The following is a 17,374-nucleotide window of genomic DNA, read 5'->3' as shown; positions in this document are numbered from 1 at the left end:
AGACTGACAAGGAGCAGCGATGCTGACGAGACGACGTCCCCGGATCGACGTACCGGCCATCCTGCGGCTGATGGAGGTGGGCGACTACCTGCTGCCGTACACGATCCGGGCGGTCTGCCTGCTGCGGGTGGCCGACCAGCTCGCCGACGGGCCGATGGCCGCCGCCGACCTGGCCCGCGCCTGCGACGCCCATGAGCCCTCGCTGACCAAGGCGCTGCGGTACCTGGCCTCCCGGGACCTGTTCGCCGAGGTCACGCCGGGCGAGTTCGGGCTGACCCCGATGGCCGACCTGCTGCGGGCCGACCACCCGTACTCGGCCCGGGACATCTTCCTCTCCCCCGTGGTGTGCACCCGGGCGATGGAGGGCCTGGACCACACGCTGCGCACCGGTGAGGGCGCCTTCGACGCGGTGCACGGCGTCGGCATGTGGGACCACTTCGGGCAGCACCCCGGCGACGGCGAGGCGTTCGACAAGGTGATGAGCGGGGTCACCGGGATGGAGCTGGAGGCAATCCTGCGCGCCTCGGACTGGTCCCGCTTCGGCACGGTGGTCGACGTCGGCGGCGGCAACGGCCGCTTCCTCGCCGACCTGCTGGGCCGCTTCCCCCGGATGCGCGGTGTGCTGTTCGACAAGCCCGGCGTGGTGGCGAACGCGCCGGAGACGTTCGCCACGGCCGGCGTCACCGACCGGGTACGCGTGGTGCCCGGCAGCTTCCTCACCGACGACATCCCCGCCGGCGGCGACGCGTACGTGCTCAAGCGGATCCTCTACAGCTGGAGCGACGAGGAGGCGACCGGGGTGCTGCGCCGCATCCGGGCCGCGATGTCCCCGCAGGGCCGGGTGTTCATCCTCGAGGCCGGACGGCAGTCCGAGGCGGAGAGCACCCCGCTGGCCCGCCGGATGGACATGCTGATGCTGACGTTGAGCGCGGGCGGCGCGCGCAGCCTGGACGAGCAACGGGCGATCCTGGCCGGCGCCGGGCTGGAACTGGTCGAGGCGACGCAGACCCCGATGTTCCCGGTGATCGAGGCCCGACCGGTATGACCGGGCTGCTGTCCTGGCTGGCGCAGCCGCGCGCCGACCGGGGCATCCGGTTCTCCCGCCCGGACGGGGACTGGGACCGGTGGTCGTACGCGCGGCTGGCCCGGCTGGCCCATGGACACGCCGCCGGGCTGGCCGCGCGGGGCGTACGCCCGGACGACGTGGTCGGGGTGGTGCTGCCCTCCGGGCCTGGATTCGTCGGCACCCTGTTCGGCGCGCTGCTGGCCGGGGCGACGGTCTCCCCGCTCGCCCCGCCCGCTGCCTTCGGCGACCCCGACCGGTACGCCGAGCACCTGAGCGCGGCCCTGACGGCGATGCGGCCCCGGCTGCTGGTGGTCGACGGCGCGTCCGCGCCCTCGGTGGCCCGGGCGGCGGCCGACGCCGGGGTGTCCACGGTCGACGTCGCGGACCTGCCCGCCGAGGCGGCGGAGCCGGTGGTGGTCGCGCCCGCCACGGTGGCGCTGCTCCAGTTCACCTCCGGCACCACCGGCGCGGTACGCGGGGTGCGGGTGCCGCGTACCGCCCTGGAGGCCAACATCGCGGCGGTCCGGGACTGGCTGGAGATGACGCCCGACGACGCGACCGCCTCGTGGCTGCCGGTGCACCACGACATGGGTCTGGTCGGGTGCCTGCTCGCACCGGTCGTCACCGGTGCCGACCTGTGGCTGCTCACCCCGGCGGAGTTCGTCCGGCGTCCCAGCCGGTATCTGGAGTGCTTCGGCCGCGCCGGGGCCCGGCTGACCGCGATGCCCGGCTTCGGACTGGCGCACGTGCTGCGGCGGGTCCGCCCCGAGCAGCTCGCCGGGCTGGACTTCCGGCAGTGGCGGGCGGTCATCGTCGGCGCCGAACGGATCCCCCCGGCCACCCTGGCCGCCTTCGCCGACCTGCTCGCTCCGCACGGGCTGCGCCGCGAGGCGCTGCTGCCCGCGTACGGGCTGGCGGAGGCGACGCTGGCGGTGACCGGGCTGCCGCTGCGGACCGGGTGGCGGCAGGTGCCCGGCCCGGACGGCGTACCCGTGGTGGGCTGCGGTGGGCCGGTGACCGGGGCCCGGATCGCGGTGGTCGACGACGACGCCCGACCGGTCGACGACGGGACGGTCGGTGAGATCGTGGTCGGCGGCGCGTCGGTCGCCGACGGTTACGCGGGCGGCCCGCCCTTCGACGGCACGGTCCGCACCGGCGACGCCGGCTTCCTGCGGGACGGGCAACTCTTCGTGCTGGGCCGCCTCGGCGACAGCCTGAAGGTCCACGGGCGGACCGTCTTCGCCGAGGACGTCGACGCGGTGCTCGGCGCGGCCCTGGACGCGCCGCCCGGACGGCTGGCCACCGTGCTCGGCCTGGTGGCGGGCGCCCCGACCGTGGTGGCTTATCTGGAACATCCCCGGCCGGACTGGCTGCCCCGGATCCCCGCCCTGGTCGCGCCGCTGGTGCCGGGGGCCGACGTGCACGTGGTGCCGGTGCCGTCCGGCACCATCCCGCGTACCACCAGCGGCAAGCCGAGACGGCGTCAGCTGTGGCGGCGGCACCTGGACGGGTCCGCGCACCCGCCGCACGACGCGGCGGGCACGGTCAGGTCAGGCCGAGGCTCCGGATGACGCCGGCCAGCACCTTCGTCCGGTGCGGCACCAGATAGAAGTGGTCGCCGTCGAAGACGGTCAGGTCGAAGGCGGCCCGGGTGTAGCCGGCCCAGGCCGCCACCTCGTCCACCGCCGCCTCGGTGTCCACGTCGCCGACCAACGCCGAGATGGGTGTGGCCAACGGCGCGGCGTCGACCGGGCGGTAGCTCTCGATCAGCCGGTAGTCCGCCCGCAGCGTCGGCATCAGCGCCGACCGGAGCTGCGGGTTCTCCAGCGCCGCCGGGTCGGTGCCGCCCAACCGGCGCAGCTCGTCCCAGAGGTCGTCGTCCGGGCCGAGGTGCTTGCTGCCCGGCCGGTGGTGGCACGGCGCGGGACGTCCCGAGACGAACAGGTGCGCCAGCGGCGCGGCGTGCCGCCGCTCCAGCCGGCGCGCCACCTCGTACGCGACGGCGGCGCCCATGCTGTGGCCGAACAGGGCGATCGGCAGGTCACGCCGGGGCGCGAGCACGTCGGTGACCATGTCCGCCAGCACCGGCATGGCGGTCAGCGCGGGTTCGGCGATCCGGTCCAGCCGGCCCGGGTACTGGACCGCCAGCACCTCGACGTCGTCCGGCAACTCCCGGGCCCAGCTCCGATAGAACGGGGCGCTGCCGGTGGCGTGCGGGAAGCAGACCAGGCGCACGGTGGCCGCCGGCCGGGGCCGGTAGCAGCGCAGCCACCGTCGCGCGCTGGTCTCGACCGAGGTCACCCGCCCACCCCCGCCGGCTCCCGCGCGTCCGCCGGGTCGGCCGCCGCCGCCTCACCGGCCGCCGCCAGGGCCGCCAGGTCCTCCGCGCCGAGCATCCGGGGCGGCTCGGCGGAGACCAGCTCCGGTGGGCCGAGGATCGCGGTCAGCTCCTGCCACAGTTGGCACAGCGTCAGGTGGTACTGCCCCTGCCGCAGCGGGTCCTCGCCCCGCTCGACGGTGTCCCGCAGGGTCCACAGTGCCCGCCGGACGCCCTGCGGCCAGGTGGTGCCGAAGACCGTGTCGTAGTGCGGCACCTCGCTCGGGCCGAAGGTGACCGCGCTCGGGGTGCTGGTGTCCCGGTCGGCGGCGAAGTGCGGGTCGGCGCCGATGCCGGCGACCTCGCGGGGGAAGTCGGGCCGGGCGGTCCACACCGTCGGGCCGTGCGTACCCACCAGCGTGAGGTTGCCGGCCTCGGTGCCGATGGTGATCCGGTGCATCAGGTGGGCGTAGTTGTCCGGGTCGGCCGGATCCATCTGGTTCTGCACCCGCAGCGTCACCGGCACTCCGGCCAGCACCCCGTCCAGGCTGCGGAACGGCAGGTCCAGTTCGGTCGCCGAGGTGACCGTCGGGGGCAGCGCCGGCAGCTCGGTGAACCGCCACGGTCGCACCCCGCCGAGCGCCTGACCGAGCAGGTCCAGCAGCGAGTACGCCAGCTGGAAGCCGCAGGCCACGTCGAGGTAGCGCGGTGGCTGGCGACGCAGCAGCTCGCCCGCCGCGCCGAGGAACCGGCGGACCGGCGTGATGTGCCGATAGAACGGGTTGAGCTGGTACACCACCTTGTGCCGGCGGGCCTGACGCAGGCAGCGGGCCAGCTCGTCGTGGTGCAGCGGGTGCTCCTGGAGCACGTGCACCCCCCGCGCCATCAACTCCATGGCCAGCTCGGAGCCACGGCCACCGAGCAGCCCGCCCCGGATGACCACGCAGGCGATGTCGATGTCGTCGGGCAACTGGTCCACCGCCGTGTACAGCGGCACGCCGTAGTGCGCGGCGCAGGCCCGGGACCGGTCGCTGCCACCGGCGAGGACACCGGAGAGCTGGAAGCTCGGGTCCACCTCGCGGAAGGACTCCAGATAGACCTGGCCGAACCGGGTGCCGCAGACGACCACCCGGGTGGGTCGCTTCATATCACGTCCTCCTCGTACTGCTCGACGGCGGAGACGTCCGCCACCACGGTGGCCAGCGGCACCGCCGGCACCGCCGCCAGTTCGGTGACGGTGGCGATCGGATCGAGGACCTCGTCGGCGTGCCAGACGCCCGGCGGCACCGCGCCGGCCAGCACCGCCCGGGCCGTCAGCGCGGCGATGCTGCCGGTGAGTTCGCTGGCGCCGGTGCTGCGGACCACGGCGGTCCGCTCCCCACTCGGCCCGGAGAGGGTGACCACCAGGTTCTGGTACGCCGGGTGGCCGAACAGGTCCAGCTCCGCCGCCCGGCACAGTCGCTCGCCGGCCTCCCGGTGCCCGCCCTCGGCGGCCCCGGGGACGGCCCGCAGCGCGGCCAGCACCCGTTCACCGGCGAAGACCGAATACCAGTCGACCTGTCGCAGCCCCAGCGCGGCGGCCACCCGGGCGGTCTCGGTGCCCAGGTAGGGCTGCGCGGTGACCGGCTCGGGAAACCACGGCAGGGTCAGCTCCGGCACCGGGCGCAGCGCGTTGCGCACCACCCGGCCGTCCCGCCAGGCCGCGGCGGGCCAGCCGAAACTCTCGTCGGCGGCGACGTAGTCCACGGCGGCGGTCAGGGTGAACCGGTCCCGCCCACCGACGTAGCCGGTCAGCCGCTCGCCGTCGGTCAGGTGGGCGGCCAACAGCCGGGGCAGCAGCCCGGTCAGTCCCGGCATCATGCCGGCCGACACCACGGCCGTCCGACCGCTGCCGTCGGTCACCGCCGCCACCGCGGCGTGCAGCGCGTCGTCACCGGCCGCGTCGACGTAGTCGGCACCGGCCGCCACCGCCGCGCGGGCCACCTGGTCGACCAGTTCCACGGCCGGGCCGGCGCAGTTGAGCACCACCCGGGCACCGGCGCAGAACCGGGCCAGGTCGGCCGCGTCGCGGGCGTCCACGACCATCCGGTCGACGCCGTCGAGCTGCGGGGGACGCCGGGCGCCGACCCGCAGCGGGCCGACGTCCCAGGACCGCAGCAGCGCCACCGCCGCCCGCCCGACCGCCCCGGAGGCGCCGAGCACGGCGACAGCGGTCACCGCGCCGGCTCCGGGTCGAGGGCCGCCAGCGCGGTCCCGGCCGCCGGACCCAGCACCGTCAGATGGTCGGCGTCCACGTCGACCGTGCGGACGTCGCCCAGGCACAGGTCGGGCCAGAACTCCAGGTCCTGCGCGTCGTAGGGCACCGCGCCGGTGGGCCGCAGCACGACGAGGTCACCGGCGTAGAGCGTCGGCTCGTGTCGGGCGACGGCCGCCAGTCGCGCGGCGAAGTCCTCGCCGGGCTCCGCGCCGCCGGTCTCCGCCCGGTACGCCGCCGCCGGGTCACCGCCAGGGGTCGGCCGCCACGGCGAGATCAGCACCACCGCGTCGACCTGCCCGCCGGCCTCGATCAGCGACCGGGCCACCTCCAGCGTGGCCGTGGCGCCGAGGCCGTACCCGACCAGCCGTACCGCCGGGTGTCCGGCCGCGGTGACCAGCCGGGCCTGCGCGGCGGCGACCCGGAGCAGGTCGTCGGCCGCGCCCGGGGCCAACCCGAGCACCGGTCCGGTCGCCGCCAGGTGCGGCACCAGACCCGCGTACGGGTCGGCGTCCGCGCCGCCGGGCACCAACACCCAGGGCACCCCCTCGGCGCCCTCGTGCCGCAGCGACAGCCCGTCCCCGCTCGACGTGGCCGGCTCCGACGGCGACGCGGTGACCGGGGTGGCCGACTCCGCCTCGACGTGCCCGGCGAGGGCGGCCACCGTGGGCTGCTCCAGCACCTGCCGCAGCAACTGGTCGAAGAAGAGACCGGCGGCCTGCGGGACCTCCTCCAGGATCCGGCCGGTGATCTGCGCCGCGACCAGGGAGTCCCCGCCGAGTTCGAAGAGGTTCTCGTCCCGGCCGACCCGGGGCAGCCGCAGCGCCTCGGCCCACACCGCCGCGATCCGGCGTTCCAGGTCGCTGCCGAGGGCACCGGAGGACCCGGCGGCGGTCGCCGTGCCCCGTCGGGGCAGTCGACGGCGCAACGCCGCCCGGTCGATCTTGCCGTTGGCGTTGAGCGGCAGGGCGTCGACGACCTGGACCACCGACGGCACCATGTACTGCGGCAGCCGCCCGGCCAGGTGCTCGGTCAGGTCGTCGCGGGAGATCCGCACCCGGTCGGTCTTGAAGCGGGCGGCGAGCACGCACATGCCCAGCTCGGCGATGAAGCCGTCCGGCTCGGGCAGGCACAGCGGCTGGGTCGCGCCCGCCGCGCCCAGCACGTCCAGCCAGGAGCGTCGGTCGAGGAACACCTGCTCGGTGCCCTGCCGCAGGTCGGTGAAGTCGGCCGTGGCCTCGTCCACCCGGACCAGCAGTTCCAGCGAGGTCATGATCTGGTGGTGGTCGCGGGTCATCTCGCAGGCGACCAGCCAGCCCTGCGGGGCGAGCACCTCGCGCAGCCGGTCCAGCGCCCGGCCCACGTCGGCGCTGGCGTGCAGCACGTCGCCGGCCACGATCACGTCGAAGGAGTTCGGGGAGAGCCCCTGCCCGGCCAGGTCCCGGTCGATGTCGACCGCCTCCAGGCGCAGGCCGGGCCGCTCGCCGAACCGGGTCCGCAGCTCGCCGAGGAAGAACGGGGACAGGTCGGTGGCCAGGTAGTCCACCTCGTGCCCGTCCAGCGCGGCGAGCACGGCGGCGGTGGTGCCACCGGCCCCGGCCCCCACCTCCAGCACCCGCAGCGCACCGGGTTCGATCCGCTGCTCGGCGATCCGCCGCACCAGGGCCGCCGCCGCCTCGTTGGCCCACCGGTTGAACAGCGTGCGTTCGTAGAGGCCCTGCGAGACGTCCACCCGGCCCTGCGGGAACAGCAGCGCCAGCGGGTCGTCCTCGCCGCGCAGCAGCGCGGGCAGTTGCGCGGTGCTGGCCCGGAAGTAGTCCAGCAGGTCCCGGTCCTCGGCGTCGGCGAGCTGCGCGACCTCCCGCCATCCGGCGTCGGTGTCCGCCGCCGCGCCCGCCGGGGTCAGCCCGTACCGGCCGTCGGCGTCCTGGTCGAGCAGGCCGGCGCCGGTGAGCGCGCGCAGCCAGCGCCGGACCAGCCGGTGGTGGCGGGGCGCGACGTGCGCGGTCTCCAACAGGTCCGCCAGCGGGTGCCGGCTGCCGGCGGCGAACAGCCCGGCGGCGCGGAACGCGTCCACCATGGCCGGCAGCGCGACGTCGTCCAGCCGGTGCGCGTACGCGAGGTAGCGGTCCCGGTCGACACCGGCGAGCGTGCTGTCCGCGTCGGCGCAGGCGTCCTCGCCGAGCTGCCCGACGGCCGCCTGGTCGTGCTCGGCCTGTGCGGCGGTGACCGCACGTCCGGCCGGTTCGACGAACGCGGCCAGCCGGCGCTCCAGCGGGGTGTCCCCGTCGACCACCACGACCGCCCCGGCGACCGCCGGGTGTCCGCCCAGCGCCGCCTCGATCTCGGCCAGCTCGATCCGGTAGCCCCGGATCTTGACCTGGAGGTCCTCCCGGCCGAGGAACTCGATGGTGCCGTCGGGCAGGTACCGGCCCAGGTCACCGGTGCGGTACAGCCGCTCACCGGTCTGCGGGTGCACGACGAAGCGCTCGGCGGTGCGCTCGCGGTCGTTCAGGTAGCCCACCGCCAGCCCCACGCCGCCGATGTACAACTCACCGCTGACCAGGTCCGGGCGGGGCCGCAGGGCCGCGTCGAGCACGTGGAAGCTCTGGTTGGTCAGCGGACGACCGTACGGGATGCTGCGCCACTGGGGGTCGACCTGCTCGATCGGATACCAGATCGACCAGATGGACGCCTCGGTCGCCCCGCCGAGGCTGACGATCCGCAGTCCGGGCACCCGGGCGCGGATCTGGTCCGGCAGCGCCACCGGGATCCAGTCGCCGGAGAGCATCGCCAGCCGCAGCCCGGCCGGCACGGTGTCCGTGGCCGAGACGAGGTAGTCGTGCAGCATCTGCAACTGGGCGGGCACCGAGTTCCAGACCGTGACGCCGTGCGTGCCGACCAGGTCGGCCCAGTGCGACGGGTCGCCCCGGCGCTGCGGGTCGGGCAGCACCACCGCACCGCCCACCGACAGCGGCCCGAAGATGTCGTACACCGACAGGTCGAAGCCGAGGTTGGAGAGGCCGAGCACCCGGTCGTCGGGGCCGACGCCGAAGCGGTCGTTGATGTCGAGCACCGTGTTCACCGCGCCCCGGTGATTGATCATGACGCCCTTGGGTGCGCCGGTGGAGCCGGAGGTGTGGATGACGTACGCCAACTCCTCCGGGTCGCCGGAGCCCTCGACCGGCTGCGGCTGCCCGGTGCCCAGCAGGTCCACGTCGAGCAGGCGCAGCCCCTCGGCCCAGCCGTCGCGGTCCACTGCGGACTGGGTGAGTGCGCAGCGGATCCCGGCGTTGGTCAGGATGGTCCGGCGGCGCGCCGCCGGTTGCGAGGTGTCCACCGGTACGTAGACGCAGCCGGCCAGCAACGCGCCGAGCACCGCGACGACCTGCTCCCAGCCCCGGTCCATGACCACCGCGACCAGTTCCTGGCGGCGGCAGCCGGCGGCGGTCAGCGCCTCGGCCACCCCGGCGGCCCGGCCGAGCAGTTCGGCGTAGTCCAGCGTGCGGTCGGCGGCGACGACGGCGGGCCGGTCCGGGGTGCTCAGCGCCTGCAACACCACCCGGTCGTGCAGCATCCCGGCGGGGACCGGCGCCTGCGTCCGGTTGGTCTCGGCGCGGCGGTCCCGCGTCGCCTCGGGCGGGTCCGGGTGCCCGGTCCCGGTCCAGGCCGCGTCGTCGCCGGCCAGCCGGTGCAGCAACGCGTCGTACGCGGCGAACATGCCGTCGACCACGCCGGGCGGGAAGACCTCCTCCCGGACGTCCCAGTTGGACACCAGGCCGCCGTCGCGCTCGATGTTCTGGCAGTCGATCCAGACCTGCGGCGTCTGGCTGATCCCGTAGCCCAGCTCGCCCAGCGGCGCGCCGTCGGCGGCGGCCCCTGCCGAGGTGATGCCGATGGCGCTGGTGAAGACCACCGGGAACAGCGCCGCCTCGGCGCCCTGCCGGCGGGCGATCTCCCGCATCACCTCGATGCCGCTGAACGAGCGGTGGTCCAGGTCCTCCCAGAGCTGGGCCTGCAGGTCCCGGGCCCGCTCGTCGAACCGGCGGGTCGGGTCGGCGTCCACGGCCAGCAGGTCCACCGAGGTGAAGTCACCGACCAGGGCGTTGACCTGATCGTGCACCGGTGCCCGGTTGAGCAGGGTGATGTCGAGGGTGAACCGGGACCGCCGGCTGTACGCGGCGATGGTGTCGGAGAACGCGGCCAGCACCGCACCGGACGGACTGACCCCGTGTCGACCGGCGCGCTGCCGCAGCCCCTCCCAGACCTGCGGCGACAGCCGGGTCTCCCAGCGGCGGAAGCGGCCCTCGCTGTCGGCGGGACGGGCCACCGTGGGCAGTTCCGGCGCGGCCGGCAGGTCGTCGACCCGGGCCAGCCACCACTGCTTGTCCCGCTCGTGGCGCGGGCTCTCCCGCACCGCGCGCTCGGCGAGCTGGTAGTCCCGGAAGGTGATCTCCAGGGGCGGCAGCGGCTCGTCCGGCCGGTGATAGAGCCGGTGCAGCTCGTCGAGGACCACCTGGACGCTGATGAAGTCGGCGATCAGGAAGTCGATCGACACGTGCAGCACGGTCCGGTGGTCGGCGCGGGTGATCCGGGCGGCGAACAGCGGCCACCGGTCGGGCGTGTGCACCAGGTGGTCCATCTCGGCGCGGACCGCGCTGACCGCCGCCTCCACCACCGCCTCGGGACGGCCGGTCAGGTCGATCACCGGCACCTCGAACGGCGGCACCTCGGCCAGCACGCGCTGCGCGCCGTCGGCCTCCACCACCGCGCGGAGCATGTCGTGCCGGGCGATCAGGGCCCGCCAGGCGGCGGTCATCCGCTCCGGGTCCAGCTCGGGATAGACCAGTTCGCCGTAGCCGTGGCAGGCGACGCCGCCGTACGCGAACGTCTCGCCCCGCCCGAGCAGGTACGCCGCCTGCACGTCGGTGACCGGGAACGGGTCGTGCCGGTGCGCCCGGTCGGGGACCAGGGTGCCGTTGCCGGCGGCGTTGTCGAGGTGCGCCACGATCTCGTCGCGGCGGGCGCGCAACGCCTCGCGGCGATCCGGCGTCATCGCCCCCTGCGGTGCCCGGAAGCGCAGTTGACCGGCCTCCAACCAGACCCGTACCCCCACGCTCTCCAGCTCGGCGAGCAGGTCACCGGCGGACGACTGACTCATATCGTGCCCTCCTCGAAGTCACCGGGTTCCACCGCGCCGCGGTGGGCGTCGAAGACGTCTGCAAACTGCGCCACGGTCGGCGCCAGGAACAGTTGCCGCAGCGACAGCTCCACCCCGTGGCGCAGCCGCAGCGTCTCCACCAGCCGGGTGGCCAGCAGGCTGTCCCCGCCGAGGGCGAAGAAGCTCTGCTGCCGGCCGATCCGCTCGCAGTCGAGCACCTCGGCCCAGATCTCGGCGATCAGCTTCTCGCTGTCCCCGCGCGGGCTCTCGTCGGCCGCGTCGTCGGGTTCGGTGTCCACCTGGGCGGTCAACGCCCGACGGTCCACCTTGCCGTTGGCGGTCAGCGGCAGCCCGGGTACGCCGACCACCCGCTCCGGCACCATGTAGCTGGGAAGCCGAGACGCCAGGAAGCCGAGCAGCGCCGCCTCGTCGACCGGCTCGTCGGCGGCGACCACGGCCAGCGCCAGCCGCCGGTGCGTACCCTCGCCGACGGTCAGCCCGACGGCGCGGGCCACCCCGGCGTACGCCTCCGCTGCCGCCTCGATCTCCCCCAGCTCGATCCGGTGCCCACGGATCTTGACCTGGAAGTCGACCCGGCCGAGGAACTCCAGCGTGCCGTCGGGCCAGTACCGGCCGAGGTCCCCGGTGCGGTACCACCGCGCTCCGTCCACGGTGACGAACTGTCGTGCGGTGGTCTCCGGGTCACCCCGGTAGCCCCGGGCCACCCCGACGCCGCCGATCCACAGCTCACCGGGCACCCAGTCCGGGCAGTCCCGGCCGCGGGGATCGACCACCCGGTAGCGCTGGTTGCGCAGCGGCAGCCCGTACGGCACGGACCGCCAGTGCGCGGGCACCACGTCGACCTCGCAGGCGTTGGACCAGATGGCCGCCTCGGTGGCCCCGCCGAGTGCGACGAACCGGGCCTCGGGGCACCGGTCGCGCAGTCGGCCGGGCAGGTCGAGCCCGACCCAGTCGCCGGAGAGCAGGGCCAGCCGCAGCCGGTCGGGCAGACCGTCGCTGTCGGCGGCGACCAGCAGCATGTCCAGCAGCGCGGGCACCGAGTTCCAGACCGTGACGCCGGCGCTGCGGGCGGCGGCGGCCCACCGGCGCGCCTCCCGCCGGTCCTCGTCGGCGACGCAGACCACCGCGCCGCCGACGCCGAGCAGCCCGAACAGGTCGTACACGGAGAGGTCGAAGTCGAGCGCCGAGATGGCCAGCACCCGGTCCTCGGGACCGACGCCGTAGCGGGTGTTGATGTCGTCGACGGTGTTCAGCGCCGCCCGGTGGGTGATCTCCACGCCCTTCGGCTCACCGGTGGAGCCGGAGGTGAAGATGATGTAGGCGAGTTGCTCCGGGTCCACCTCGACGGGTGCGGGCAGCGGGGTGGCGGGCGTCTCCGGCGCCAGCACCGGATGCCCGGTGTCCAGGTCGGGCCGGGCGACGACGGCGCGTACCCCGGCTCGGGAGTAGATCCGGTCGCGGCGTTCGGCCGGCTGGTCGACGCCGACCGGGACGTAGTGGCCGCCCGCCGCGAGCACGCCGAGCACCGCGGCGACCTGGTCGACGCCGCGCGGCAGGGTGACCGCGACGGCGTCGCCGGGCCGGACGCCGTGCGCGCGCAACGCCCCGCCGAGGCGCAGCGCCCGCACGGCGAGCTCGCGGTAGTCGACCGCCACGCCGTCGGCGGTCACCACGGCCGTGGCGTCGGGCGTGGCGGTGGCGTGCGTGAAGAAGCCGGTGTGCAGCAGGCCGGTCGGCAGCGGGCCGGTGGTGTCGTTGACCGTGTCACGGACCCGCCGCTGCGTCGCCGGCAGCGGGGCCGGGGGCACCGCGTCCCACTCCGCCGTGGTCAGCCGCAGCAGCAGCTCCCGGTACGCGTCGAACATGGCGTCGAGCAGTCCGGCCGGGAACAGTTCGTCGACCGAGTCCCAGTTGTAGACCAGCCCGCCGTCGCGCTCCATCACCTGGTTGTCGAGCCAGACCTGCGGAGTCTGCGAGATGCCCCAGACCAGCTCGCCGAAGGGGAACGACATCTCGCTCATGCCACCGGCGACGCCGAGGGCGCTGGTGAACACCACCGGCATGCTCACCGCGCCGCCCTGCTGGCGGCGGGCGAGATCGCGCAGCACCCACAGCGCGGAGACCGAGTCGTGGGCCATCCCCTCCCAGACCTGCTCCTGGGTCCGTCGGACCACGTCCAGCCAGGTGTCCCCCTCCCCCGCCCGGTGCGCCAGCAGCAGCAGGGAGGTGAAGTCGCCGAGGATGTTGTTGATGTCGGGGTGCACGTCACGGCGGTTGAACAGGGTGAGATTGAGAGTCAGCTCCCCGCGACCGCACCAGGCCGACAGCACCTCGGCGAAGGCGGCGGCCAGGACGCTGGCCGGGGTCACCCCGTGCCGGCGGGCCTGCTCGGTCAGCCGGGCCCACTGGGTCGGGTCGAGCCGGTCCTCCCGGCGGACGAAGCGCGGGGCGACCACGGTCTCCGGGTCCACGGCCAGCGGCAGCGGCGGCGCGGGCGGGAGGCGGTCCAGCCGCTCCCGCCAGTACCGCTGGTCGTCCTCCACGGCCGACGAGTCGGCCAGCACGTAGTCGCGGAAGGTCACCCCGACCGGCCGCAGCGATGCCGCCGGGTCGGTGTAGAGCGTGGTCAGCTCGTCGAAGAAGATCACGATGCTGAGCGCGTCGAGCACGATGTAGTCGAAGCTGAACCCGATGCGGACCCGGCCGTCGGCGTACCGGACGGCGGCGATCGCCAGCAGCGGCCAGCGGCTCGGGTCGGGGACCCGGTGGGCCATCCGCTCCCGCAGGTCGCGCAGTTCGGCGTCACCGCCGTCGTGGACGGTGATCCGGAACCGGTCCACCTCGGCCAGCACCCGCTGGTCGCCGTCGTCGTCGAAGATCGCGCGGAGCATGTCGTGCCGGGTGACCAGCAGGTCGACCGCGTCCTCCAGCCGGTCCAGGTCGACGTCGGCGCCGTCGAACTCCCAGTACCAGTGCGAGCCGACGCCACCGAGGGCGAACTCGCTGCTGCGCCCCAGCCAGTACGCCCGCTGCACGTCGGTGGGCGGAAAGGGCGCGTAGCGGTTGGCCGGGTCGGATCGCAGCTCGGCGACGACCGGGCGGCTCCCCTCGGCGCGGCGCAGGGTGGCGGCGAAGTCGGCCAGCACCGGGGTGGCGAAGAGTTGGCGCAGGTTCGCACCGTCCAACCCGGCGGCGGTGAGCAGGGCCATCGACCGGGTGGCGACCAGGCTGTCGCCGCCCGCCGTGAAGAAGCTTTGCCGCCGCCCGACGGCGGGTACCCCGAGCAGGTCGGCCCAGATCCGGGCCACCTCACGCTCGATGTCGCCGACCGGCGGATCGAGCTGCTCGGGGCCGGGGCCGGCGGCCTCGACCAGCCGGGTCACCGCCCGTCGGTCGATCTTGGCGTTGGCCGACAGCGGCAGGTCGTCGGTGAGCACCACCCGCTCGGGCACCATGTACCCGGGCACCTGCTCGGCCAGCCAGTCACGCAACGCGGCCGGGTCCAGGTCGGTGTCGGTGGTGACGGCGACGGCGAGTTGTCGGGGCGTACCGAGGGCGACCGCGACCGCGCGGCGGACGGCGGGGTGCCGTTCCAACGCGGTCTCGATCTCCCCCAGCTCGATCCGGTGACCCCGGATCTTCACCTGGGCGTCGGCCCGGCCGAGGAACTCCACGGTGCCGTCCGGGTGGTAGCGGGCCAGGTCACCGCTGCGGTACCAGCGCACCCCGTCGATCTCGCGGAACTGCGCGGCGGTGCGGGCGGGGTCGCCGCGGTAGCCGTCGGCCACCGACCGGCCGCCGATCCAGAGTTCGCCGGTGACCCAGTCGGGCCGGTCCCGGCCCGCCGGGTCGGTCACCCGCATGAGCTGGTTGGCCAGGGGCACGCCGTACGGCACCGAGCGCCAGTCGTCGGGCACCGGCACCGGCACCACCTGGACGGTGGAGTGGATCGCGGTCTCCGTGGTGCCGCCGAGCGCCACCAGGACCGCGCCCGGCGCCTGCGCGGCCAGCCGTCCGGCCAGGTCGAGCCCGACCCAGTCGCCGCCGAGCAGGGCCAGTCGCAGCGGCAGGTCGCCGTCGGTGCCGGTGGTCAGCAGCATGTCCAGCAACGCCGGCACGGACTGCCAGATCGTCACCCGGTGTCGCCGGACCAGCTCCACCCAGCGGTCGGCGTCACGCCGCTCGTCCTCGCCGACGCAGACCAACGCCGCACCGACGCTCAGCATGCCGAACATGTCGTACACGGAGAGGTCGAAGTCGAGCGCCGAGACCGCGAGCACCCGGTCGTCGGGGCCGACGTCGAAGCGCCGGTCGATGTCGTCGATCGTGTTGACTGCCGCCCGGTGCGGCACCTGCACGCCCTTCGGCTCACCGGTGGAGCCGGAGGTGAACAGCAGGTAGGCCGGGTCGTCGTCGCTGCCGGGTACCGGTCCGGCCGCCGGGTACGAGCGGTCCGCCACGTCGACCACGCACAGGTCGGCGGGCAGCTCCGGCAGGGGAACCCCGGCCACCACGTGCCGTACCCCGGCCACCGCGTGGATCCGGGCCCGGCGGGCGGCCGGCTGGTCGACGCCGACCGGCACGTACACGCCGCCGGCCCGCAGCACGCCGAGCACCGCGACGACCTGTCGGGGTCCCTTCTCGACGGTGACCGCCACCGGGTCGCCGGGGCGCAGCCCGTTGGCGACCAGCGCTCCGGCGATGCGGTCGGCCTGCGCGGCCAGGTCGCCGTAGTCGAGCCGGCCGTCGGTGCCCCAGAGCAGCGCCGGGCGGTCCGGCTCGGCGGCGGCCCGGGCGAAGAAGTCGTCGTGCAGTCGCCGACGACGGACCGGACGGGCCGTGTCGTTGGCCGCCGCGCGGACCTGCCGGGTCCGCTCCGGCAGCAGCTCCGGCGGGTACGCGGCCCAGTCGGCGTCGTCGTCGAGCAGCCAGCCGAGGATCCGCAGGTACGCGTCGAACATCTCGCCGACCAGCCCGGCCGGGAAGAGTTCCTCGACGCAGTCCCAGTTCACGAACAGCCCGTGCTCGCGCTCGGTGACCTGCACGTCCAGCCAGACCTGCGGGGTCTGCGACATGGTCCAGCCGGGTACGCCGAAGCTCTCCCGCACCTCGCCGTCGAACAGTTCACCGAGGCTGAGCGCGCTGGTGAAGACCACCGGGGCGCCGACGGGCGTACCGCCGCGCAGCCGGGTCAGGTCCCGCAGCACGTCCACTCCGGTGTAGCCGGGGTGGGCGGCGTCGGCGCGCAGCCGCTCCTGCACGGCGCGGGCGAAGGCGGCGAAGTCGCGCTCGGTGGTGGTGTCCACCTCCAGCAGCAGCAGGTTGGTGAAGTCGCCGACCAGGTGGGCGACGTCCGGGTGCACCGGCTGCCGGTCGTAGAGCGGCAGGTTGAGCAGGAACCGGCCGGCGGCGCTCCACCGGCCCAGCACGTGCCCGAAGGCGGCCAGGAACAGCACCGGCAGGGTCAGCCCGTAGGTGCGGGCGCGGCGGGTCAGTCGCTCGACCTGGTCGGCGGCGACCCAGTGGTGGTGCCGGACCACCCGCTGGCCGCTGACCTGCTGCGGGTCCACGGCCAGCGGCAGCTCCGGCGGGCCGGGCAGCTCGGGCAGCCGCGCCTGCCAGTACGCCTGGTCCGCGTCCCGCTCGCCGACCCGGCGCTCACGCAGGGTCGCCAGGTAGCTCGGGTAGTCCAGCGCGATCGCGGGCAGCTCGGCGTCCGGGTCCCGATAGAGGCGGGCGAGTTCCGACATCAGGATCCGGAAGCTGTGCGCGTCGGCCACCAGCATCTCGATGTGCACGTGGCAGCGCGTACCGCCGTCGGGCAGCAGCGAGAGCTGCACGTCGAAGACCTCGCCCCGGCCCACCTCCAGCCGCCGGTGCGACAGCCGGTCGCGCAGGTCGAGCAGGGTCCGCTCGGCCTCGGCGTGGTCGTAGGCCCGCAGGTCGTGCACGGTCAGGCCGGGCCAGGGGCTCTCCGGCAGGATGCGCTGCCGGCCGTCGTCGTCGAAGCGGGCCCGCAGCATCCCGTGTCGGCGCAGCAGGGCACGGACCGCGGTGTCGAGCCGGGCCGGGTCCACGCCGCTGCCGTCGAACTCGTTGTAGAAGTGCGCGCCGACGCCGCCGAGGGCCTGGCCGTCGCCCCGCCCCACCCAGTACGCGTGTTGCATCGCGGCGAGGTCGAAGGGTTCGTCCGCGTCGACGACGGTCAGCGGCGGCGCGTCGGACGTCACCGCGTCGGCGGGAGCCCGCCCGGCGACCATTGCCCACCAGTCGTCCAGTGTGCGTCCCTCGACCAGCTCCGCGAAGCTCACCGTCACGCCCCGCTGGTGCCAGCGGGCCACCAGTCGCATCACACCGATCGAGTCGAGACCGAGCTGAAGCAGGTCGGCGTCGTCCGCGACAGTGCCGGGTGGTTCACCGAGGACGGCCGCGATGTCGTCCCGCATGCCGTCCCGGGTGAAGGGTCGTGTGTGTTCGGCCTCGACGCCCAATCTGGGTCTCCCCTGTTCGACGGAGTTGTCCGGCACCGCCACACGAGTCCGTGCCGACGCCAAG

At 74.7% G+C, this 17,374-nt stretch carries 7 protein-coding genes; 2 read left to right on the top strand and 5 right to left on the bottom strand.

Features of this window, described 5'->3' with window-relative positions; genetic code table 11:
• Positions 1 to 19: 19 nt before the first annotated feature.
• Positions 20 to 1,045: a methyltransferase gene (locus ACIBO1_RS26130; protein WP_396750975.1), complete on the top strand. Its 1,026-nt coding sequence runs from the start codon at positions 20 to 22 to the stop codon at positions 1,043 to 1,045.
• Positions 1,042 to 2,637 carry an AMP-binding protein gene (locus ACIBO1_RS26125; protein WP_396750973.1) on the top strand — a complete coding sequence of 532 codons (1,596 nt, stop codon included), beginning with the start codon at positions 1,042 to 1,044 and terminating at the stop codon, positions 2,635 to 2,637. Before ACIBO1_RS26130 ends, ACIBO1_RS26125 begins: the two co-directional genes overlap by 4 nt.
• Here the strand turns inward: ACIBO1_RS26125 and ACIBO1_RS26120 are convergent.
• Genes ACIBO1_RS26120 through ACIBO1_RS26100 form a run of 5 tightly spaced genes read right to left on the bottom strand, consistent with a single transcriptional unit; the run spans position 2,612 to position 17,265 of the window.
• On the bottom strand, positions 2,612 to 3,367 hold the full coding sequence (locus tag ACIBO1_RS26120) for an alpha/beta fold hydrolase (protein ID WP_350694659.1): 756 nt from the start codon (positions 3,365 to 3,367) through the stop codon (positions 2,612 to 2,614). The genes ACIBO1_RS26125 and ACIBO1_RS26120 overlap by 26 nt on opposite strands.
• On the bottom strand, positions 3,364 to 4,530 hold the full coding sequence (locus ACIBO1_RS26115; protein ID WP_396750971.1) for a Gfo/Idh/MocA family oxidoreductase: 1,167 nt from the start codon (positions 4,528 to 4,530) through the stop codon (positions 3,364 to 3,366). Before ACIBO1_RS26115 ends, ACIBO1_RS26120 begins: the two co-directional genes overlap by 4 nt.
• Positions 4,527 to 5,600: a saccharopine dehydrogenase NADP-binding domain-containing protein gene (locus ACIBO1_RS26110; protein WP_396750969.1), complete on the bottom strand. Its 1,074-nt coding sequence runs from the start codon at positions 5,598 to 5,600 to the stop codon at positions 4,527 to 4,529. Before ACIBO1_RS26110 ends, ACIBO1_RS26115 begins: the two co-directional genes overlap by 4 nt.
• On the bottom strand, positions 5,597 to 10,798 hold the full coding sequence (locus tag ACIBO1_RS26105) for an amino acid adenylation domain-containing protein (protein WP_396750967.1): 5,202 nt from the start codon (positions 10,796 to 10,798) through the stop codon (positions 5,597 to 5,599). Before ACIBO1_RS26105 ends, ACIBO1_RS26110 begins: the two co-directional genes overlap by 4 nt.
• Positions 10,795 to 17,265 carry an amino acid adenylation domain-containing protein gene (locus tag ACIBO1_RS26100; protein ID WP_396750965.1) on the bottom strand — a complete coding sequence of 2,157 codons (6,471 nt, stop codon included), beginning with the start codon at positions 17,263 to 17,265 and terminating at the stop codon, positions 10,795 to 10,797. The genes ACIBO1_RS26105 and ACIBO1_RS26100 overlap by 4 nt, the downstream gene beginning before the upstream one ends.
• Positions 17,266 to 17,374 lie beyond the last annotated feature (109 nt).

This window comes from Micromonospora sp. NPDC049903 (assembly GCF_044460945.1).
Lineage (GTDB): Bacteria > Actinomycetota > Actinomycetes > Mycobacteriales > Micromonosporaceae > Micromonospora.
Note: the sequence above shows the minus strand (reverse complement) of the source record. Positions and strands in the feature narration are given on the sequence as shown.